The 22,954-nt window shown below is 70.5% G+C and carries 11 protein-coding genes; 7 read left to right on the top strand and 4 right to left on the bottom strand.

Annotated features, from left to right (window positions below):
* Position 1 precedes the first annotated feature (1 nt).
* Positions 2-5,536: a DNA methyltransferase family protein gene (locus ACZ67M_RS10070; protein WP_469850395.1), complete on the top strand. Its 5,535-nt coding sequence runs from the start codon at positions 2-4 to the stop codon at positions 5,534-5,536.
* Between the two features lie 44 nt (positions 5,537-5,580).
* On the opposite strand, the gene ACZ67M_RS10065 is transcribed toward ACZ67M_RS10070, so the two are convergent.
* Both ACZ67M_RS10065 and ACZ67M_RS10060 read right to left on the bottom strand, forming a co-directional pair.
* Positions 5,581-5,766: a DUF397 domain-containing protein gene (locus ACZ67M_RS10065; RefSeq protein ID WP_469850394.1), complete on the bottom strand. Its 186-nt coding sequence runs from the start codon at positions 5,764-5,766 to the stop codon at positions 5,581-5,583.
* Positions 5,763-6,623, bottom strand: coding sequence for a helix-turn-helix domain-containing protein (locus tag ACZ67M_RS10060; protein ID WP_469850392.1), 861 nt, complete (start codon positions 6,621-6,623; stop codon positions 5,763-5,765). The genes ACZ67M_RS10065 and ACZ67M_RS10060 overlap by 4 nt, the downstream gene beginning before the upstream one ends.
* Before the next feature lie 163 nt (positions 6,624-6,786).
* Between ACZ67M_RS10060 and ACZ67M_RS10055 the strand changes: the two genes are divergently transcribed.
* The 6 genes from ACZ67M_RS10055 (at position 6,787) to ACZ67M_RS10030 (ending at position 20,042) form a co-directional block, all read left to right on the top strand.
* Complete coding sequence (locus ACZ67M_RS10055) at positions 6,787-7,245, top strand: ATP-binding protein (RefSeq protein WP_469850390.1); 459 nt, start codon at positions 6,787-6,789, stop codon at positions 7,243-7,245.
* Between the two features lie 69 nt (positions 7,246-7,314).
* The gene (locus ACZ67M_RS10050) at positions 7,315-8,601 is read left to right on the top strand and encodes a GmrSD restriction endonuclease domain-containing protein (protein ID WP_469850388.1); all 1,287 of its coding nucleotides are present in this window, start codon (positions 7,315-7,317) and stop codon (positions 8,599-8,601) included.
* Entirely contained in the window at positions 8,598-9,785 is a 1,188-nt protein-coding gene (locus ACZ67M_RS10045) for an AAA family ATPase (RefSeq protein WP_469850387.1), read from the top strand. Before ACZ67M_RS10050 ends, ACZ67M_RS10045 begins: the two co-directional genes overlap by 4 nt.
* 51 nt (positions 9,786-9,836) lie before the next feature.
* The gene (locus tag ACZ67M_RS10040; protein ID WP_469850386.1) at positions 9,837-10,781 is read left to right on the top strand and encodes a hypothetical protein; all 945 of its coding nucleotides are present in this window, start codon (positions 9,837-9,839) and stop codon (positions 10,779-10,781) included.
* A gap of 88 nt (positions 10,782-10,869) precedes the next feature.
* The gene (locus tag ACZ67M_RS10035) at positions 10,870-17,703 is read left to right on the top strand and encodes a DEAD/DEAH box helicase (RefSeq protein WP_469850384.1); all 6,834 of its coding nucleotides are present in this window, start codon (positions 10,870-10,872) and stop codon (positions 17,701-17,703) included.
* Positions 17,700-20,042 (top strand): UvrD-helicase domain-containing protein, encoded by a 2,343-nt coding sequence (locus tag ACZ67M_RS10030; protein WP_469850382.1) that lies wholly within the window; start codon positions 17,700-17,702, stop codon positions 20,040-20,042. Before ACZ67M_RS10035 ends, ACZ67M_RS10030 begins: the two co-directional genes overlap by 4 nt.
* Before the next feature lie 806 nt (positions 20,043-20,848).
* Here the strand turns inward: ACZ67M_RS10030 and ACZ67M_RS10025 are convergent.
* On the bottom strand, positions 20,849-22,378 hold the full coding sequence (locus ACZ67M_RS10025) for a helix-turn-helix domain-containing protein (RefSeq protein ID WP_361364690.1): 1,530 nt from the start codon (positions 22,376-22,378) through the stop codon (positions 20,849-20,851).
* A 75-nt stretch (positions 22,379-22,453) separates the two neighbouring features.
* The gene (locus ACZ67M_RS10020; RefSeq protein ID WP_079030465.1) at positions 22,454-22,651 is read right to left on the bottom strand and encodes a DUF4236 domain-containing protein; all 198 of its coding nucleotides are present in this window, start codon (positions 22,649-22,651) and stop codon (positions 22,454-22,456) included.
* Positions 22,652-22,954 lie beyond the last annotated feature (303 nt).

Raw genomic sequence — 22,954 nt, 5'->3', positions numbered from 1 at the left:
CGTGACGTACGACTCGCTGGTCAACCACGGCGACTACCTCTCGCCCCACTATCTCGCCGAAGTCCTCCCCAAGGATCTCAAGGCGAAGGACGGCCTCCTCTCCCGCTGGGCCGCCTTCGAGGAGGACGAACGCCGCCGCCACGCCGACGCCGTCGCCGAGGCCGATCGCCAGGGCCACGGCCGCGACTCCGTACCGCCGCGCGCCCGTACCCCCCGCGAGGGCCTGCGCGCCCTGCACGGCCCCTACTTCGCGGGCCGCGCAGCCCTCGCCAAGGACGTGGAAGCCCTCGCCGAACCCGGCGCTCCCCAGCCCGAGGGCTGGCGCAAGCGCTTGACCGAATCGCATCTGGACACCCTGCACGCCCTCGGTTATACCGCCGCCCACGAGCAGCCCGTCACCGTCCACCGTACCGACCACGCGTACGCCGTCCAGGTCGTGCACGCCGAACCGGGCCTCTACGCGGTCTCCTGCGGCTGGACCACCCAGCCCGACGCCGCCCTCGACCCGGACGGCGCCGGCCGACTGCTCCACCCCGTGACACTGGAGCAGTCGGCGCCACCCCTGCAAGACGCCAAGGCCCTCACCGACTTCCTCTTCGCCTGCGACGCGCCTCCGCGCTACGTCCTCCTGCTCGTCGGCGGCGTCATCGTCCTCGCCGACCGCCTCGCCTGGCCAGAGGGCCGCTACCTCGCCGCCGACCTCGACGCGGCCCTGCACCGCCGCGACGACCGCCACGGCGGCGAACTCGACACACTCGCCGCCCTCTTCGGCGCCGACGCGCTGCGCGTCCCGACCGAGGGCGGCACCGCCCCCCTCGCCTCCTTCGTCGACCGGTCCGGCAAGCACGCCGTCGGCGTCTCCACCGAACTCCGCGAGGGGCTGCGCCTGAGCGTCGAGTGGATCGCGAACGCCGTCCTGGAACGCCTGCGCGACCCCGAGAACGGCATCACCCCCGCCCACCTCGACGACCCGGCGCGCCTTGCCAAGGAACTCAGCCGAGAGTCCCTGCGCTACCTCTACCGCATCCTGTTCCTGCTCTACGCGGAGGCCAGTCCCACCCTCGGCATCCTGCCCTCCGACTATCCCGAGTACGAGCAGGGCTACGGCCTCCAGCGCCTCGGCGACCTAGTCCTGCGCGACCTCGTCGGGGAGCGCTCTCGGCGCGGCTTCCACCTGTACGAGTCGCTGGACCTGCTCTTCGACAAGGTCGAGAGGGGCCACCGCCGCTACGGCACCGAGCCCGAGGACCTCGCTGCCGAGGCCGCCGCCCGCGAGGCCACCGAGGCGGAGCGGGAGGCGGCGCGGCTCCTGGCGGCTGGCGAGATCACCCCGGCCGAGCACACCGAACGCGTCCGCGAGGCCGACCGCGCCCGCCGCGCCGCCGCCCGCAGCACCAGCGCGGGCCTGCGCTTCGAGGCCCTGCACTCCGAGCTGTTCACCAAGGACGCCGTCCGCCTCATCGCCGACGACCGCATCGAGAACCCCGCCTACCGGGGCGGCGAAGGGGAAAAGCGCCGCCCGTTCCTGGACACCCGGCTGCGCAATGAGACCCTGCACAAGGTGCTGCGCCGCCTGATGCTCACCAAGGGCCGGGGCAAGGAACGCGGCGGCTTCATCTCCTACGCCCAGCTCGGCATCAACCAGCTCGGCGCGGTGTACGAGGGCCTGATGTCCTACACCGGTTCCATCGCCGAGGAGGAGCTGTACGAAGTCGCCAAGAAGGGCGACGAGTCGGGCGGCAGCTGGACGATCCCCGCCTCACGCGCCCAGCACTACGACGACAAGGTCTTCGTCACCCGCACGGACGAGGAGACCGGCCGCAAGGACCGGGTGGTCCACCCCCGGGGTTCGTTCGTGTACCGCCTGGCCGGTCGCGACCGCCAGACCTCCGCCTCCTACTACACCCCGAAGTCCCTCACCGAGGTCACCGTCGAACTGGCCCTGAAACACCGGCTGGACCAGCACGACAGCGTCACCCCGGCCAGGGAGCTCCTGGCCTGGACGATCTGCGAGCCGGCCCTCGGCTCCGGTGCCTTCCTCAACGAGGCCATCGACCAGGTGGCCGCCGAGTACCTGCGGCGCCGCGAACGCGAACTGGGTCGCCGCGTCGACCCCGAGCTGCGGCAGCTCGAACTCCAGAAGACCAAGGCCTACATCGCCCTGCACAACGCCTACGGCGTCGACCTCAACGCCACCGCGGTGGAACTGGCCGAGGTCTCCCTCTGGCTCAACTCCATGCACCCGGGCATGCGGGCCCCCTGGTTCGGCCTGCACCTGCGGCGCGGCAACTCACTCATCGGCGCGGGCCGCAAGGTCTACAAGGCGGACGTTCTGCCGGGCGGCGGGTGGCTGGCGAAGAAGAACACCCTCCCGCCGATCGACCTTCCCTTCCACGCCGGCTCGCTGCCCGACGGCGCGGTCCACCAGTTCCTGCTGCCCGCCATCGGCTGGGGCGCGGTCGCGGCAGAGTCCGAGGCGAAGAAGCTCGCGGAGGACGCGGCCAAGGCGCTGGGGGCGTGGCGCAAGGGCGTCCAGAAGGCCCCCAAGGCGCCGAAGCCCTTCCAGGAGCGCGGCGCCGAGACCGCCGAAGCCCGGCAGAAGCGCTACGACCGGTGGCGCAAGGCTGCGGACAAGACCGAGCTGGGCCGGTTGCAGGCCCTGGCCCGCCGCGCCGAGTTCCTGTGGTCGCTCGTCGCGACGCGCCTCGAACTCTCCGAGCGGGCGGTCTCCCGCCGCATCGAAGTGTGGGGCGCGGACTGGCTGGAGCAGACCTCGCCGGCGGAGGCGGAGGCGGAGGCGGAGGACAAGCAGAAGGTCCTCGACGACCTCACCCGCCACGGCACTCCGTATTGGCGCCTCAAGACCGTGATGGACGCGTGGTGCGCGCTGTGGTTCTGGCCGCTGGACAAGGCAGGCGAACTCGACGGCACGGACCCGGTGTACGAGACGGGCGGCACGCTGGTCGACGAGTCGTCGGTGGCTGGGCTGCTCGCCTCCGCCGTGCGGCCCGTGGAGCCGGTGGAGTCTCCCGTGGACCGTCCCTTGTGGCGGGCGGCCGGGCTGTTCGACCATCCGGACGGTGAGCAGGGCGAGTTGGGCGCGGCGGACGAGGAGGCCGGCCTGGAGACCCGGGGCAAGCGCGGTACGACGGGCCGCGAGGCCCGGATCCCCGAGCTGCCGCCGTGCAGCCCCTTGCGGAACATGGGGGACTGGCTGGACTTCCTGGAGGCCCTCCTCGGCACCAGGGACCCGGAGGGCTCACCCCTCGAAGGCATCGAGGACATGCCGGTGGACCGGGCACTGGAGTTCCTGTCGGACATCGAGGTACGCCTCGACGGCATTCTCGGCATGGACGCGCCCGGCCGCCTGCCGTTCCGTTTCCCCTGGCTGAACACGGTCGAGGACATCGCGGGCACGACGGAGAAGGACATAAAGGCGGAGGACGGCCACGGCTTCTTCCACTGGGAGCTGCACTTCGCGCACGTGTTCCGGGGGCCGGGGGGCGGGTTCGACCTTCAGGTGGGGAATCCGCCTTGGGTGCGGCCGAGGTGGGAGGAGAATCCGGTACTCGCCGAGCACGAACCGTGGTTCATGCTCACCGAGAAGCCGACCAAGACAGAACGGACCCGGAGGCGGGACGAACTGCTGAAGTCGCCCCGTGCCCACGCGTATCTCCTCGCCGAGCTCGCGTCGACGAGCGGCATGAGCGAGATGCTGAGTTCCGGGCCGGTGTACCCCCTCCTCGCGGGAACCCAGCCGGATCTGTACCGGGCATTCATGTGCCAGACCTGGCAGCACATGGCGAAGCACGGGTCCGTGGGCCTGGTCCACCCGGACTCTCACTTCAGTGGTGACAAGGAAGGGCGCCTGCGCGAGGCCGCGTACACCAGGCTGCGGGTGCACGGCGACTTTGTGAACTCGGGCAACCGATTCTTCCCGCCGCCCGTCGGCCGATCCAGTCACTTCGGCGTGCACATTTACGGGGAGCAGGGCGAGGTCGGCTTCGACCACCTGTCCTGGCTCTTCTCCGTGGACGCATTGCGTCTGTCGGCGGACGACGACGGCACCGGTCCCGATCCCGGAGTGCGTTACGGCGACAGCTGGGACGAACGCCCGCACCGCAAGCGGATCGTCCACGTGGACGAGGAGATGCTTGCCCAGTGGCAGAAGCTGACCGGCGAAGAATCCCAGCCGGTCCGTCAAGCCCGGCTGTTGTCGCCGGTGAGTACGGCGGAGGCTCAGGCGATCGAGGCGCTGGCGAGCTACTCGTTGCGGCTCGCGGAGTACGAGCCGCAGATTGCGCGTGGTTACGACGAGAGCGGGGCCAAGGCGGACGACCTCATCGACTACTCACCGAAGGACGAAGCGGGTGTGGTCCGGCGGTCGGCCGACTGGTCCGAGGTCATCCTTAAGGGCCCTCAGATTGGCCTCGCCAACCCCATGTTCAAGCAGCCGAGCCAGGGCGGCGGCGAGGTCCTGGGCCTCAACTCGATGACGCTGGCCGATGACGCCGTGCCCGAGTCCGAGTACGTCTACGTCGCGAAGCCCGAGGTGTACCGGGCCGCACAGGACGTGTGGAGCGACGGCCGGACGCTGGACCAGCTCAAGGCGTCCGAGCGTGAGGTGACACGGGCGCGGAACGCTGCCGCAGGGCGCTTCGGGGTGGCGGCGTCGGAGGTCACTGAGGAGCAGGTGAAGGCGGAGCTGTTGCGGCGGCTGCGGCGGCCGTACACGGAGTTCTATCGGGTGGCGTGGCGCAAGATGATCGCGCCCGACACGGAGAGGGCCCTTTACACGGCTTTGCTGCCCCCGGGTGCCGCACACGTTGATGCGTTGCGCAGTTGCGCGCTGTCTGACAACCGGAGCACTACCCTGCTAGCCGGCTTCTGGGCCTCACTCCCGGTGGACTACCTGCTGCGCACAGCCCGAGTAAGGAACCTTGATGTGGCTCCGGCCAGGCGGCTCCCCGCGCCGGCCGCCGACCACCCGCTGGCCTCGGCACTCTTGTTGCGAACCCTGCGCCTGAACTGCCTCACGGCTGCCTACGCGGAGTTGTGGGAGGAGCTGTACGAGTCGACTTGGCCCGGCTACGAACCTTGGGCAGTGGAATGGCCGGACATACAGCCTCTCCACGAAGTCGGCCCAACGTGGGGGCGTTCGACCCCGCTGCGCAGCGAGCGGGCGCGCAGAGCCGCGCTCGTGGAGATCGACGCCCTTGTCGCGGTTTGGCTCGAAGTGAGTGCGGACGCCCTGGCTGCCATGTATAAGTCCCGCTTCCCGATCATGCAGGATTTCGACGCGGTCACTTGGTTCGACGCCAATGAGCGCAAGATCGCTGGCGACCGCTACACCTATGGCTTCGGCCAGACCAAGGACCACTACGAGCAGTTCCTCGCCTACCAGAAGAAGGGCCGCGCCGAGCCCCCCGAGGGCTACACCGCCCCCTTCTACAAGGCCGAGCGCGAGAAGGAGATGCGCGAGGCGCACGCCTACTTCACCGCGCGGCTACGGGAAGCCACCGACAAGGGCAAGTAACGGCAGCGCCCCGCGTCGGACGGTTCCGGCGCGGGGCGTGAGGGTCAGCTCTGGGCGGCGTAGGAGACGAAGTCGCTCCACGCGGCCGGGGAGAGGGCCAGTTCGGGGCTCCGCTGGTCCTTGGAGTCCCGGACGTGGATCGCGTGCATGCCGTTCGCCACCTCGATGCAGTCGTCACCCTGCGAGCCGCTGTAACTGCTCTTGAACCAGGCCAGGTCGGACGTGCTCATACCGCTCCTCGCAATCGCTTCAACAGGCCCAAGGAGTCCTCGGGGGTCAAGGCCTGCGAGCGCAGTTTCGCATACCGCTGCTGGAGCAGACTGATCTCTTTCGCATGGGCGATCAGCCGTCCGTTCTGCTGCCCTTCGGAGTAGGCGAACCACTGGTTGTCCGGTGTCTCGGCCAGGCGCATCGGCCCGTCCGTCCCCGCATGCGACGGCTGCCGCAGCGGCATCACCTGAAACTCCACATTCCAGTTCCCCTCGATCACCCCCAGCAACCGGTCGAACTGCCCCCGCGTCACCGCCTCCCCGCCCGTCCACCGTTCCAGCACCGCCTGCTCCACGATGAAGCTGAAGGCGGTCGGCGGCTTCCGTGTGACCGCCAGCAGCTCCTGCCGAGCCATCCGCGCCGCGATCCGCTGCTCCAGTTCCTCCGGGTCGGGCAGCGGCGGCACGTTCAACGACACCGCCCGCGCATACGCCTCCGTCTGCAACAGACCCGGCACCACCCGGCACTCGTAGGTGTACAGGCTGATCGCCGTAGCCTCCAGCCGAGCCCACTGCCGGAACCAGCTCGCCAGCCCCGCCTGCCGCGACAGATGCGGCGCCGCCTTCCGCAGTGCCCCCGTGTTGCCGAGGGCCTCCTCCGCGCGCTCCACGAAGTCCCGGTCCGGCATCCGGCGGCCCTGCTCGACCGAGGCGACGGTGTGTTTGGAGAAGCGGACCAGGGCGCCAAACTCCTCGCGGCTCAGGCCCGCGTGCTCCCGCAGGGCCTGGACGACCGCGCCGAAGGTGCGCAGACTGTCCGACGCCCCCGGTTCCGCGCCGCCCGCCCCCGTACCGCCGTCCGTACATTCGTAGGCCACCGTCGGCCACCTCCCGCGCACTGTCACCGTCCGTACCGCTTCTGACTCGGCTCCATCGTCACGCGGAGTGACACGTACTGTCCACCAAATGTGTGCGTACGCTGACTCTGCGTACGCGGGACGGCGCTGGCGAGCCGCCCGAGCCCGCCGCCAGATTGGGCACATGACACCACCGCCCACCCCCGTGACCTATCAGGCGCCCGTCACCGTACGTGTGTTCACCCAGCGGTTCAGCTCCACTCCGCGCGGAGCCCGCCTCGCCCGCCGGCTTGCCCTGCACCAGCTCGACACCTGGGGCGTCCCGCACGGCAGTGAGGCGTCCGACACCGCTGCCCTGCTCGTCGCGGAACTCGCCGCCAACGCCGTCACGCACGGCCGGGTGCCCGGCCGTGACTTCGAGGTCACCGTCAAGCTCCTCGGCCGGACCCTGCGCATCGAGGTCTCCGACACCCGGGGCGAGCTCCGGCCCCCAGCACCCGGCGCGGTCCGCCCCGAAGTGGGGCCGCTCTCGGAGAACGGCCGGGGCATGCTCCTCGTGGAGGCGCTCGCCGACCGCTGGGACGTGCTCGATCGCGTTTCGGTCGGCAAGACGGTCGTCGCCGAGCTGGACCTGTCGCGCTGACAGGCGGGAAGGCCCGTCTATAGGCTGGACCGGTACGGCATCGGGCGGCTGCGGAGGGCGACGGGGAGCATGGCGGACCTGGAGGGCAGTGCCGACGGCCGGGGCGTCGGACGGGACCGGTCGGCGGGGAGCCGCGGGTACGCCGTCGCGGCGGACGTCGACGATCCGGACGCGCTCTTCCTACCGCTGGGCGCGCCCCTTGAGATCGGGGCCGACGGTCGCCCGACCGGTGTGGAGCTGGAGCTGCCCACCGACGAGGAGGATGAGAGCTACACCGACGCCGACGGCATCTCCGCCCCGTTCCGGCCCGACAGCATCAAGATCCACACCGAGACCACCACCGTGGACCTGCTGCTGTCCCGGCTGCGGGAGGGCATGATCGACCTGGCGCCGGACTTCCAGCGCCGGGCCGGGGTCTGGAAGGACCGAGACCAGAGCAGGCTGATCGAGTCGCTGCTGCTGCGCATCCCGATCTCCAACTTCCACATGGCCCAGGACGGCGACGACAAGTGGGCCGTGGTGGACGGAGTGCAGCGGCTCACCGCCATCGCGCGGTTCATGGAGCCCGGGCTCACCGGACTGGGGCCCCTGACCCTCCGCGGCTTGGACTACCTGCACGACTTCCACGGCAAGAGGTACCAGGACCTGACCGGCCGGCTGAAGATCCGGCTGCGCGAGACCCAGTTGACGGTCCACATCATGCAGCAGGGCACCCCGGAGGCCGTCAAGCACAATGTGTTCTCCAGGATTAACACCACGGGCCTGCCGCTGACACCGCAGGAGCTGAGGCACGCGCTGGTGCGGGGAGTGGTCCGGGAGTACCTCGCGGACCTCGCCGAGGACCCGGCGTTCGGCGAGGCCACGCGGTGGAGTGTGTCCAACGAGCGGATGGCCGACCGGGAGATGGTGCTGCGCTTCCTCGCCTTCCGCCTGAGCAATCCGGCCGAGCACACGGCGAAGGATTTCGACCAGTTCCTCACCAGCGCCATGTACGACGTCAACGCCCTCACGCAGGAGAGGCGGGAGCAACTGGCACGGGAGTTCCGGGTGGCCATGCGGTGCGCGCGGGAACTCTTTGACCAGCACGCGTTCCGCAAGTGGCGTGGGGGGGAGCGCAGTTCTCCCGCGATCAACAAGGCATTGTTCGAGACGATCTCCGTCCATCTGGCACTTCTCGACGATCACGAGCGGGCCAGGCTGGTAGCGTCTCGAATGATGGTGCGCTCCAGGTTCTTCGAGCTCATGGGAGACTGGGACTTCGACCGGTCGATCTCCGTGGGCACCGGGGACCCGGTGAAGATCCGCACCCGGTTCCAGCACGTGGCACGACTGTTCCGAGGGGTGGCCGAACAGTGATCGACCGACTGACACTGCGCAACTTCAAGGCGTTCCAGGACATGTCACTGCCCCTGGGTCCCCTCACCCTCCTCACCGGACTGAATTCGTCCGGCAAGAGCAGCGTCCTCCAGTCGATCGCCCTGCTGCGCCAGTCGTACGAGACGGGCAGCCTGGAGATCTCCAGGCACCGGCCTGAAGCACAAAGCCCTGACCTCCGTCTGGACCGCCCCAACCAGGGCTTCCTGCTCAACGGAGAACTCGTGGGCCTCGGCACCGGGGACGACGTACTGCACGAGGACTTCGCGGGAGACAAGGCGCGGATCGGTCTCGGCGTCGACGAGGGACCGTACCGCTACGGCTGGACCGTCGGGTACGAACTCGAGCAGAACCTGCTGCCTCTGTTGGACGTGGACCTGCCGTCCACCTCGGAGGGAGTCGCCGCGCCCATAGGGCCCGAGGCTGTGGCTCCCTCGTTCCTCACCGCGCCCTTCCAGTACCTGCACGCCGACCGGATCTCGCCCGCCGAGTTCTACCCGCGCGACCATTACGCGGTCATCGGTCGCGGCTTCCTCGGCGTACGCGGCGAACACACCGTCAACTTCCTGCGTCACCACGCCCGGGACGAGGTGCCCGAGGGGCCCCTGCATCACCCGAAGGCCGTATCCGACCTCCTGATCGACCAGGCCACCGCCTGGATGGGCGACCTGTGCCCGGGCGTGGACATCCAGGCGCACGCCATCGAGGGCGCCGACGCCGTGCGCCTCTCGTACGGCTTCCAGGGCGCGCTCGGCCCCACCCGGCGCCGCCGTCCCAGCAACGTCGGCTTCGGCCTCACCTACGTCCTGCCGATCGTGGTGGCCTGCCTCTCGGCCCGTCCCGGCTCCCTGGTGCTCCTGGAGAACCCCGAGGCGCACCTGCATCCGCAGGGTCAGACGCAGATGGCCACGCTGGCCGCAGCGACCGCCGCGCAGGGTGCGCAAGTGATCATGGAGTCGCACAGCGACCACGTCATCAACGGCGTGCGGCTCGCCGTCAAGCAGGGACGGATCACCCCTGCGCAGGCGGTTTTCCACTACTTCCGTGGCGACGGAACCGGCGTGGAGGTCGTCACCCCTCGGGTCGACTCGGACGGCATGCTTGACCAGTGGCCCACTGGGTTCTTCGACGAGCTGGAGAACACGCTCGACCAGCTCATCGGCTGACACACCCGCCTGGGGAGGCGGGGCAGCGCACACCATCGCGGAGGGGGAGACGTGCCGCAGCTGTTCCTGAACGAGAAGTCCTGCGAGACGACGGCGGACCCGGACCGGGTCAACCGCGCCATGACCGAGCTGGTGAAGGCTATCGTCGCGGTCGCGAGGGTGGACCGGCCAGGCACGGTGCTGGTAGCCCGGGAGCCCGTGAACGCCTTACGGCTGGCGAAGGATCATCCCATCGCCAAGTGGGTCGGGAGTCCGGGGGCCAAGGAGCTGTGGCAGCGGCTGCTGTTGATGCAGACCAAGTACCCGCACGAGGATGTCTACCCCGACGGGGAGACCTTCTCCGACGTCGCCTACAGCCACGAGGGCGTACCGGTGACCGGACTCGGCGCCGCGCACCTGATGGGCGGCGCCGGTGTGTCCCTGCTGCTGGAGCCCCGCTGGAACGCGGACCGGGTTTTCCTCCGACGGGAAGAGCTCCTCGACGAGGAGGACGGCGGATCGGCGTTCTCTGAGGTCGAGGTCCCGCACGCCGCCACCCGCGAGCACGTCGACACGCACCTGCCCTGGATCCGAGAGGAGACGCAGGCCGCACTGCGCGACAACCTGAGCGGCATCCGCACCGGAGCCGAGCTGTGGGAACAGTGCCCGGACCTCTTCCCTCACCTGTCTTTCCTGCCGCACGTCGAAGAGCAGCTGCGGGGCCTGAAACAGTACTGGGTCCACCCGGTCCGCAAGCGCCTCGCGGAGATGGACCGCGCGATCCAGCTCTGGGACGCCGCGGGCGGCCTCGACGAGCCGCAGTGGGGTTCGTTCGTGACACCGGAACACCCGACCCGCAAGCGTGACTACTGCGAGTTCACCGACCTCGACGGCACGCAGCAGTACTTCGACACCCACCTGCGCTTCACGCCCGGCGCGGGGCGGCTGCACTTCCGGTTCCTGAAGGCCACCCGCAGGGTGCACATCGCCCACATCGGACACAAGCTCGGCAGCTGAGGCGGCCGGAGCCCGCCCGGCCGCCCCGGCTAACGTAGCCCCCTGACCGGCCGCCCGCCGGAACCATCCGCACCAAGGAGGACCGCGCGTGCGTCCCACTCTCGCCGCCGACCAGGTACGGGCCAGCCTGAGCCAGTACCTCGCGACGACGTACGCGCTGGCCGACGAGAGCACCCGCCGCGCCCTGGAGAACTTCCTGGGCGACCCCGAGGACGGCATCTTCCGCGGCCCCTACCTCCGCGTCCGTACCCCCTTCCGCACCGCCGTCGGCACGGACTGGAAGCGGCATCTGACCTGGCACCCCGAGCTGACCCCGTACCGGCACCAGGAAGCCGCCTGGGAGCGGCTGTCTACCCTGCACGGCACGGCCCGGCCCACCCTCGTCACCACCGGCACCGGATCCGGCAAGACCGAGTCGTTCCTGGTCCCGATCCTCGACCACTGCTACCGCCAGCGGCTGGCCGGGCAGGAGGGCGTCAAGGCGATCCTGCTGTACCCGATGAACGCGCTGGCCACCGACCAGGCCCACCGCATCGGCAAGCGGCTGAACGACCCGAAGGACACCCGTCTGCGGGAGGCCGGGGTGGGCGCCGGGCTCTACATCGGGGACCGGCCGTCCCAGGAGTTCAAGCAGGCCAATCCGGCGATCACCGTGGACCGGGACGAGATCCGGCGGACCATGCCGGACATCCTGATCACCAACTACAAGATGCTCGACCTGCTCCTGCAACGGCCCGAGGACCAGCGGCTGTGGCAGGACTCGGCGCTCGCCTACGTCGTCCTCGACGAGTTCCACACCTACGACGGCGCCCAGGGCACGGACGTCGCCATGCTGCTGCGCCGCCTCGGCTCGGTCACCGCGCTCGCCGAACCCGGACGGCCACTGGGGCCGGTCTGCCCCGTCGCCACGTCGGCCACCCTCGGCGAGAACGGCACCGGCGCCACCGACAGCGGGGCGCGGGGCGCGGCGGCCCGCCCCGGCAGCGGCCCCGGCATGCTGGAAGTCGCCGAGCAGGTCTTCGGCGTGCCGTTCCCGCCCGACGCGGTCGTCGGGGAGGACCGGCGCTCCACCAAAGACTTCACCGGCGAGAGCGACTTCAGCCTGCCGTTCCCCTCGCCCCAAGAGGTCGCCGGACTCGGCGACCCCACCCGCGACGCGGGCGCGATGGACGACCTCGTCACCGCCTTCACCGGGCTAAGCGGGCCGAGCCCGGAGGATCTCGGGGCCGTGCTGCGCCGGCACCGGCTGACCGCCGCCGTCCTCGAGATCCTCGACGGCACGCCCAGGACGATCGCCGAGATCACCGAGGTGCTGCCCCGCTACGCCTACCACTGGGGCATGGCCGTGCAGCAGCAGCCGCGGGTCGCCGCCCAGGGCCTGGCCCGGTACATCGCCCTCCTCTCGTACGCCCGAGACCCGGACCACCCCGGACGGCCGCTGCTGTCCATCGAGATCCACCACTGGGTACGCTCGGTCTCCCGTGTGCTGCGGGGCATCAGCGCCGCCCGCGCCGAGTTCCGCTGGGACGACGAACGGGTGACCTCCGGCGGTGGGCTGACCCGCAGGGACCCCGGCCCGGCCGCCCAGCCGTCCCCGTACGACGGGGAGGGACCCGCCGTACCCCTCGACGCCGCCGAGCAGGCCGCCGTACCGGCCGACGACAGCGCGCCGCCGCCCGCCGAGGTGTTCCTGCCGGCCGTGTTCTGCCGCGAGTGCGGACGCTCCGGCTGGGCCGCGTACTCGCCCGAGGTCGACCCCGCCGAGCTCGACCTCAACGCCACGAAGATCCGCCGCGCCTCCGTCGGCCGGGACAAGCGTCGGGTGCGCAACATGATCGCCGCGACCCCGCGAGAGGTACACGAGGCCGCCTTCGGGGCGGGGGCGGAACGCCGGCGCGGCGGCCCCTCCGTCATGGTGCTGGAGGGCCACGGCGGGCGGCTTCGGCCCCTGTCACCCGACGCCGACTTCACCGCCCCGACAGACGGGGAGGGACCGCGCCGGCCACGCACCCTCCACAACGCCGCGTTCGTCCACGCCGACCTCGACGGCGACCGGGCCGCCGAACGCGACCAGTGCCCCGCCTGCCGCACCTTCAACTCCGTCCGCTACCTCGGCACCGGCCTCGCCGCGCTCGCCGCCGCCGCCGTCACCCAGCTCTTCACCGGTGGCGAACTCGACAAGAACCTGGGGGAGGACAAGACCCTCCTCTTCAACGACTCGGTGCAGGACGCCGCCCACCGCGCCGGATACGTCGCCAGCCGCTCGTACACCTTCTCGCTTCGTGCCCTGCTCGCCAGCCGCATCGACGAGGACGAGCCGATCACGCTGAACGACCTGGCCGCCGACCTGATCGCGGACGTCGTCGACAGCAAGGCCGTACAGGCCGCCGTCATCCCGCCCGACCTGCACCTGGTCAGGGGTGTGGACACGCTGCTCTCCGGCCGCAGCCGCGGCTCCCGGGCCACCTGGGAACTGATCGCGCAGCGCCTGGCGTTCGCCACCGTGATGGAGTTCGGCCTGCGCTCCCGGCAGGGCCGCACCCTGGAACTGACCCGCACCGTCGCCGCCGACGTGCCCCTCCCGGACCCCGACGCCGTGGCGGAACTCGTACGGGAGACACTCCTCACCACGCCGGGAGAGATCGCCCTGCCCGACGGGTCCGTACCCGGATACGACCGGCATATCGGCTTCGTCCGGGGCCTGCTGGAGCGGATGCGGATCAGGGGCGCCGTCCGGCACGCCTGGCTGGACCCCTGGCTGGACCAGGCCGGGGTCCGACGATGGGCGATCTGGGGCGGACGCGAGAACGGAATGCCCGCCTTCCCCCGGGGAGTCTCCGCGCCCGCCTTCCTGCTCGGCAGCCCCAAGCAGGGCAGCGAGGACTTCGACGTCCTCACCGGACGGCTCGGCTGGTACCAGGACTGGGCCGTACGCTCCCTCGGCCTGCGCCCGGAGGCCGCCGCCGCCTTCCTGACCCGGCTGCTGCCCGCGCTCGCCGAGGCCGGTGTTGTCTCCGCGCGCACCGCGCTCGACGGCGCCACCCGCGTCTACGGACTCCAGCCCGGCCACATCCGGGTACGCAGACTCGCCGACGACACGCTGCCCGACGCCACCGCGCACTGCCCGCGCTGCTTCTGGGAACAGACCATCCACCCCGACCTGGCCGGCCAGTGGCACGGGCAGCCCTGCCCCCGCTACCGCTGCGGCGGCACCCTCGGCACCGGCCGCGACCTGGACAGCGGACTGCGGCAACGGGACTACACAGACGACTTCTACCGGCGCATGTACCGCGAAGCCGGCGTCTTCACCATCAACACCGCCGAACACACCGGCACCCTCAGCCGCGCCCGGCGCGAGGCGGTCGAGAAGGCCTTCCGCGACGGCACCCGCGTCCACTACGCCAACCCGCAGGTCCTGTCCTGCACCCCCACCCTCGAACTCGGCATCGACATCGGCGACCTCTCGGCGGTCGTCCTCGCCTCACTGCCCAAGGGACCGGCCAACTACATCCAGCGGGTGGGCCGCGCGGGCCGCTCCACCGGCAACGCCTACCTGCTCACCATGGTCGACCGAGGGCCGCGCGACCGCTACTACCTCGAAGAACCCCGCCTCATGATCGCCGGGGAGGTCCGGCCGCCCGGCTGCTACCTGTCCGCGGCCGAGATCCTGCGCCGCCAGTACCTCGCTTACCTCCTCGACCTCGCCGGCGCCGGACGGCTGACCGCCCCCGACGGGACACCGCTGCGCCCGCTGCCCGGGCGGGCCACGGAACTGTTCGGCGCTTCCGCCTGGCAGGCCGACTTCGCCGAAGCCGCGCAGGCCGACGGCGAACGGCTCGTGCGAGGCTTCCTGAGCCTGTTCCCGCCGTACGACGAGAGCCGCGGCATCGGCGTCAGCCCGCAGGCCCGTACCGCCCTCACCGTTTACGCCACCGATCCAGGCAAGGAGGGACTGGCCGGTGCCCTGGACGCCGCGTGCAAGCGCTGGGAGGAGCGTCGCGCGGACCTCCAGCGCCGCACCGAGGCCATCGACCGGGCGCACGGGCTGCTCGTCGCCGGTGACCCCGACCACGCACGGCAGGGACGCGAACTGCGCGCCGAGCGACGGGAGGTGGGCCGCCTCTCCCGGGAGATCAGCCGCACCACCGCGCACGGTGCCCTGGTCGACCTCGGCCTGCTGCCGAACTACAGCCTCATCGACTCGGCCACCGAACTGGAGGCCACCCTCACCTGGACCGAGAAGACGGCCGACGGCGGCCGCGAGAACCACAGCAAGACCCTCCGCCACAGCCGCCCCGCCCGCCTCGCCCTCACCGAGTTCGCGCCCGGCAACCACTACTACGTCCAGGGCTACAAGCACCGCGTCACCGGAGTAGACATCGGCGGGCCCGGCCGCCCGGCCTGGCTCTGGTGGCGCGTGTGCCCCGACTGCGGCCACGTCCGCACCCACCTCGCCGAGGACGACGCGTCCCCCTGCCCTCGCTGCCGGTCCGCGGCCATCGGCGACGTCGGCTGCCTGCACAAGGTGCTCGTGCCGCGCCGCGTCACCTCCCGGGACGAACGCGACGACGTCCGCGTCCGCGACGACAGCGACGAACGGGAGCGGCGCCACTACACCGTCGTTCCCGCCGTCGACATCGACGCCGACGACATCGAACAGGCCTGGAAGCACGAACACGCCACCTTCGGCTGGGAGTTCACCCGGCAGGCGCACGTCCGGCATCTCAACGTCGGCGCCGCCCGCGTGGACGGCGGCGCGGACACCGCCTTCGCCGGACAGGAGGTCCGCCTCAACCCCTTCTGGGTCTGCGACGCGTGCGGCTACGCCGACCCGGACGGCGGACCCGCCGCGCACGACGCCGGTGACGCGTCGGCACACGCCAAGTACCACCGGCCGTGGTGTCCCAGACGGCGCGCCGGAGCCGACGCCGTACGACGCGGCGAGCGGGTGCTGCTCGCCCACGAACTGCGCACCGACGCACTGCGCGTCCTCATCCCCGCCGTCACCGCGCACACCCGAGAACGGCTCGCGTCCTTCAAGGCGCTGCTGCTGGCCGGCATCGCCCGCAGCTACGGCGGCGACCCCGACCACCTCGCGGTCGTCACCGACTCCATGCCCGAGGAACGCGGTGAGACCCCGCTCCGCCGCCACTTCCTCGTCCTGTACGACACGCTCCCCGGCGGCACCGGCTACCTGCATCGCCTCGCCGGCCGGGACGGTCTCAAGGGTGTCCTGCACGACGCCCGGCAGGTGATCGAGACGTGCGTGTGCGTGGGCCAGGGCCGGTCCGCGTGCCACCGCTGCCTGTTGCGGCACGTCACCGACGGCGAGTACGAACTCGTCTCCCGCGAGCACGCCCTCGACATGCTCGGCGACCTCTTCGGCCGCACCGCGGACCACTGGAGCGTCGGACCGGTCGCCACCACCCGAGACATCACCCTGGTGCACCAGGTGGAGAGCGAGCTGGAGGCACTCTTCCGGCGCGGGCTGCTCGAATGGGCCGAGCGGGTGGACGACGTCAGCGTCCGCACCGCTCTCACGGCCGACGGCACCCGGGACACGACACTGCGCTTCACGGCACCCGACGGCACCGTCCGCGGCTGGCAGATGGAAACCCAGACCCCGCTCGACTTCACCCGGCCGGACGTGGTCTTCCGCAGCACCGACGACGACCGCCGGGTCGCCGTCTACCTCGACGGCTACCGCTACCACGCGAGCCCCGAGCACCTCACCGCCGAGGCCGACGCCGTCAAGCGCACCCGGCTGCGCGCGGAAGGCTGGCAGGTCTTCCAGCTCACCTGGGACGACGTACAGACCTGGACCGGCCGGACCACGCCCCGGGCCGACCCCCCGTGGAAGCCGTACCCGAACACCGCGCAGAAGACGGCCATGGACGTCCACCGGCGCATGCACGCCGGAGACACCCGCGACCTGCCGAGGCTGGTGTGGGCCAACCCGGTCGAGACGCTGATCGGCTACCTCACCGACCCCGACCCGGACGCCTGGCGGCGCCGCACCCAGAGCGCCCTCGCGGGCTTCGCCGCCGTGTCGGCGACCAGCAGGGCCCTGGCCGCAGGCAAGGAGACCGGGCTCAGGATCAGCGAGGCGCTGCACGGTCACCGGCTGGCACAGGGACAGGGCGCCGTCCAGGTCATGGCGACGCGGGACGCCTCGGGGTGCCCGCTCACCATCGCGCTCGACCTGCGCGGGGGCCAGAGCGCGGCCGCCTGGACGGCGCTGACCGTCCTCGACGACAGCACGGACACGGTCGACGCCGACGAGGCCGCCCACCGCAGACGCTGGCAGGCGTGGCTCTACTGGAGCAACCTGCTCCAGTTCCTCGACGCGGGGGAGGGCGACGGGGTCCAGCTCACGACCACCATGCTCCCCGGGTTCGACCCGGCCGAGCTGGCGGTCACCGGCGGCGCCGGATGGCTCAGCTCACGGCGGCACCGGCAGCAACCCGTTCCGGATGGACGGCAGCCGACCGTCGGATCGCAGTCGGCCCTCGGGCGGCAGCCGGTCGCGGAGGGGCAGGGCGCCGAGGAGGCTCCGGCCGCCGTGCGCGACCCCGCCTGGGACGAAGTCATCGAGTACCTCGTCGACGAGCCCGGCCTGCCCGCCCTCGCCAGGGCCCTCGCCGACCGGGGCCTGCCCGCCCCGGAGGCCGGCTACGAACTGGGAACGGCAGCCTGGCCCGCCGAACTCGCCTGGCCCGGCCCCCGCGTGGGCATCGTCCTCGCGCACCGACCAGACCCCGCCACCCGACGCGACATTGACGCTGAGCAACGGGACCGGGCATACCGGGACGTGGGCTGGCAGGTCCGTACCGCGGCGGAATGGGACGTCGACGAACTCGCCGCGCTGGCCGGCCGGGACGCGGACAGAGCAACGCACCACCACGAGGAGAACGAGCGATGACGGTCACCGGCGCGCCGAGGACGGGCGTGACGCTGCGCCTGCTGGACAAGGCCGACAAGGAGATCGTCAAACTGGACCGCGCAGTCCTCGGGGCGTTCTACAAGTTCCAGCACGACTTCCGCCGCAACCCCGACGCCGGCGGCTTCGACCTCAAGCAGCTGGAAGGCCACGACCGTCTCTGGTCGGCACGTGTCAACCGCGAGTGGCGGGCCCTGATGATCCGCCTCGGCGGCGACGACTGGCTGCTCGTCTCGGTCAAGCACCGCAGCCACGTCCACAAGAACCTGGACCGGCTCAACTACGGCATCAACCACATCACCGGCGCCATCGAATACGTCGACCTCCAGGTCGTCGAGGAGAGCGTGCTGCGCCGCGGACTCACCCCGCCCGCCGCTCCGGTCCCGGCTCCGACGCCCGTGCCCGCTGCGGAACCGGCCCGTCCGAAGCCGTCGGAGGAGCCGGAAGGGCTGGAGGAGCCGGAAGGGCTGGAGCAGCCGGAAAAACCCCTCTTCGGGGCCTACACCGACGAGCAGCTCGCCGATCTCGGCGTCGCCGAACCGCTCATCCCCATCGTCCGGAAACTCACCACGGACGACGAACTGCTCGGCCTCGTCGAGTACGCACCCCGCCACACCGGGGAGGTCCTCCTCCGGCTGCGCGACGGTGCTTCCTACGAAACGGTCATGGACGAGGTCACCGCGCCCGTCGCGGTCGAAGAGCCGGAGCGCAACCTCGACGCCGCCGACTGGCAGGCAGCCGTCGACCGCTCACAGACCGTGGCGATCACCGACGACGAATTCCTGCAGAGCATCCTGGAGGAGGGCGACTTCGGGCGCTGGAAGATCTTCCTCCACCCTACCCAGGAGAAGCTGGTCCACCGGCGCTACTCCGGCCCGGCCCGGGTCGGTGGCGGCCCGGGAACGGGCAAGACCATCGTCGCCCTCCACCGTGTCTGCCATCTGGTGCGACAGCTCCCGCCCGGCCACACCAAGCCTGTCCTGTTCACCACGTTCAACCGGAACCTTGCCGCCGACCTCCGCTCCCGGCTCCTCTCCCTCGGCGGACCCGACGTACTGGCCAGGGTCGACATCGCACACGTCGACCAACTCGCCACCCGCATCGTCAGCGAGGCCGACCCGGGCAACGCCAAGCGGCGCATCGACGACACGGCGGCGCTCCGCGAGTGGCGAGACCTGCTGGTGGAGGCGGGAGAGACCCGCTGGAGCGCCGAGTTCCTCAGCGACGAATGGAACCAGGTCATCCTCGGCCAGGCCGTGGCCTCCCGGAGCGACTACTTCACCGTCCGGCGCGCCGGCAGGGGGCGCAGCGTCACCCGCGCCGAGCGCGCCGGCATCTGGCAACTCGCCGAACGCTTCACGCAACGGCTGGAGACCAAGGGGCTGGAGACCCACCGCCAGGTCGCCGAACGGGCGGCGCGGCTGGAGATGACCCGCAAGGCCAGGATCGACGAGCGGTCACAGGAACGCGACGACCGGGGCGGCCTGGACAACCTCCACGTCGAGGCCGGTTCCGGCGCCCGGCTGCGCCACCGGTACCGGCACATCGTGGTCGACGAGGCCCAGGACCTCAGCGCCGCCCACTGGAAGATGCTGCGCGCCATGGCGCCGTCCGAGGCCGACGACATCTTCCTCGTGGGCGACACGCACCAGCGGATCTACGACAACCAGGTCACCCTCGGCAGCCTCGGTGTCCACATCCGGGGCCGGTCCTCCCGGCTGACCCTCAGCTATCGCACAACCCGGGAGATCCTCCGCGACGCGATCCGGGTGCTGGGCGACGCCGACTACGACGACCTGGACGGTGACAGCGACACCCTCGCTGGGTACCGCTCGGTCCTGCACGGCCCGGCTCCGTCGTTGCGCGGTGCGCGGAGCTGGGACGAGGAGATGGACCTCGTCGTGGAACAGCTGCGGGCCTGGCACGACGTGCCCCGCGAGTCCACGGCGATCTGCGTCCCGACCAACGACATGGTCACCCAGCTCGCCGAACGCCTCGCCCGGCGCGGCATCACCCCGACCGAGATCACACAGGACGGGCCGCGCGGCGATCAGGGCGTCCACATCGGCACCATGTACCGCTTCAAGGGGCTGGAGTACCGCTGCCTGATCATCGCCGGGGTGGCCGAGGGCCTCGTCCCCCGCGCCTCCGTGGACACGTGGGAGCACACCGACCCGAGCCGCCATCGGCGAGAGCTGCACCGGGCGCGCTCGCTGCTCTTCGTCGCGGCCACCCGCGCCCGTGACGCCCTTGCCATCACCTGGCACGGAGAACCGAGTCGCTTCCTGGCGCCGCTGCTCCCGCCCCGAAGCGATACCTGAGGCGGACACTGGACCGAGCGCAGTTGCCGCGGCTACGTCCAGGTGTCTGGCCGAGGCCCTGGATCCGGAGATCACAAAAGGCCTGCTATATGAGGCTGACTTCGATCTCCGAGGCAGGCAGTCTGATGCCCGGGGCCGAGGCTCGGGAACGCGAAAAGTACCGTCGATGGTACAGACGTTCACCCTCTGTGCGGAGACTCTGATGCCTGATGCGAGGAGGTGACTCAATGTGGTGGATAGCCGTGGGGTGCGGGGCCGTCTTGGCGCTGGGCGTGATGCGCATTCTGCTCCGGCAGGTACGGGGAATTCTTCTTGACGGAAGTGCTCTCGTCCGTGCCTGGAGGGAGTTCATAACCGTTGTGAGAGGCGCGAGGCGGGCCACTCGTCGTTGAGATGCGGTGTGTGTGCGCGTGTTCCGGGCAGTCGCGAGTTGGGGCTTGGGCGCCAACTATGCCCATGTCTTTCGTTGGATGACTGTGAGGTCGATTTACGAGGTGGTGTGACCGCAAGGCGTGCCACTGGTGAGGACTGCGCCACCGGTGAGGGCTTGGGGGTATGGGGAGCCGATCGCGGTCACATCCACCGGAGCCGCGTGTGCAGCCCGGCATGTGCCGTGCAACTCGTCCGCCTCCGGCAGACGTCGTCGGAACTTCTCCGGTACAGCGCGAGATCCTCGGCGACCGCGTCCGCATTTCCTCGGTCCGGCCCGAAAGTCCCTGAGAAGTCCCACAGACGAAGCGGAGTCCCCTCCAGTCCCGCATTTTTGCAGTTCAGGAGGGGTTCAACGCTACTTTTTCTTAGAGCTTTCAGATGTCCCGGAAGATATCGATCTGCGCCCCCACCGAGTTCAGCCGCTCCGCCAGATCCTCGTACCCCCGGTTGATCACGTACACGTTGCGCAGCACCGACGTGCCCTCCGCCGCCATCATCGCCAGCAGGACGACCACCGCGGGGCGCAGGGCCGGCGGGCACATCATCTCGGCGGCGCGCCAGCGGGTGGGGCCCTCGACCAGGACGCGGTGGGGGTCCAGGAGCTGGAGGCGGCCGCCGAGGCGGTTGAGGTCGGTCAGGTAGATCGCGCGGTTGTCGTAGACCCAGTCGTGGATGAGGGTCTGGCCCTGCGCGGAGGCCGCGATGGCCGCGAAGAACGGGACGTTGTCGATGTTCAGGCCCGGGAAGGGCATGGGGTGGATCTTGTCGATCGGCGCCTCCAGCTTGGAGGGCCGGACGGTGAGGTCCACCAGGCGCGTGCGGCCGTTGTCCGCGAAGTACTCCGGCGTGCGGTCGTGGTCGAGGCCCATCTCCTCCAGGACCGCCAGCTCGATCTCCAGGAACTCGATCGGGACGCGACGGACCGTCAGCTCCGACTCCGTCACCACGGCCGCGGCCAGCAGGCTCATCGCCTCGACCGGGTCCTCGGAGGGCGAGTAGTCCACGTCGGCGTCGATCACCGGCATGCCGTGCACCGTGAGGGTGGTGGTGCCGATGCCCTCGACCCGGACGCCCAGGGCCTCCAGGAAGAAGCAGAGGTCCTGGACCATGTAGTTGGACGAGGCGTTGCGGATGACCGTGACGCCGTCGTGCCGGGCCGCGGCCAGCAGCGCGTTCTCCGTCACCGTGTCGCCGCGCTCGGTCAGCACGATCGGGCGGTCCGGGCGCACCTGACGGTCCACCACCGCGTGGTAGTGGCCCTCGGTCGCCGCGACCTCCAGGCCGAACCGGCGCAGCGCGATCATGTGCGGCTCGATGGTGCGGGTGCCGAGGTCGCAGCCGCCGGCGTAGGGCAGCCGGAAGCGGTCCATGCGGTGCAGCAGCGGGCCGAGGAACATGATGATCGAGCGGGTGCGCACCGCCGCCTCGGCGTCGATGGCCTCCATGTCCAGCTCGCCCGGCGGCACGATCTCCAGGTCGGTGCCGTCGTTGATCCAGCGGGTGCGCACGCCGATGGAGTTGAGCACCTCCAGGAGGCGGTAGACCTCCTCGATGCGGGCGACCCGGCGCAGCACGGTGCGGCCCTTGTTGAGCAGCGAGGCGCACAGCAGGGCCACGCACGCGTTCTTGCTCGTCTTGACGTCGATGGCGCCCGAGAGGCGACGGCCGCCGACCACGCGCAGGTGCATCGGACCCGCGTAGCCCAGGGAGACGATCTCGCTGTCCAGCGCTTCGCCGATACGGGCGATCATCTCAAGGCTGATGTTCTGGTTGCCGCGCTCGATGCGGTTGACGGCGCTCTGACTGGTGTTGAGCGCCTCCGCAAGCTGTGACTGGGTCCAGCCGCGATGCTGCCGGGCGTCACGGATGAGCTTGCCGATGCGTACGAGGTAGTCGTCTGCCATGAGGTTGAGGCTATCTCAGATATGAGATGGCGCCTCTCGGGGGGTCCGTTCGGGTGACGCGACGTCAAGCGCGCCTCACCGGCGCTTGCTCGTCGTGGTGCGGCGCCATCCGAAAGGTCCGGGCAAATCCATCGATGTCGTACGACGTCCGGTGCTGCTGCGGGTGTGGCGGGGGCCGTTCTTGCCGCCGGTGGTGATGGACCACGAACGCTTGTTGATGTTCAGGCGCACTCCGGGAAGGATCCGGAAACTCTTGCGGAATGTGAGCGGCATCGTGCCTCCGTCCGAGTAGTGCCGGGGCTGTCCGGCACGCATCGGATACCCCCGTTCGGCGTAGTGATGGCCGCACGGGTCACCCGGGAAGTGGGGCGGTGGGGCGCACGCCACACAGTGCCCGGGCATGACCAGGCCGCCCCCATGTACTAGAGTTATCTCGACATCGAGATATCTGCTGAGGCGCACCGCAGCCGCAGCCGCCGTCGGGTCCAGCGGTAAGGCTTACCTAACTTAGCCATACCTTAGCGGAAAGGCCAGGGCGGCGTGGCGGCAGGATGCGGTGGTACGCGCACATGAATG

This window comes from Streptomyces sp. NPDC107500 (assembly GCF_055582785.1).
Note: the sequence above shows the minus strand (reverse complement) of the source record. Positions and strands in the feature narration are given on the sequence as shown.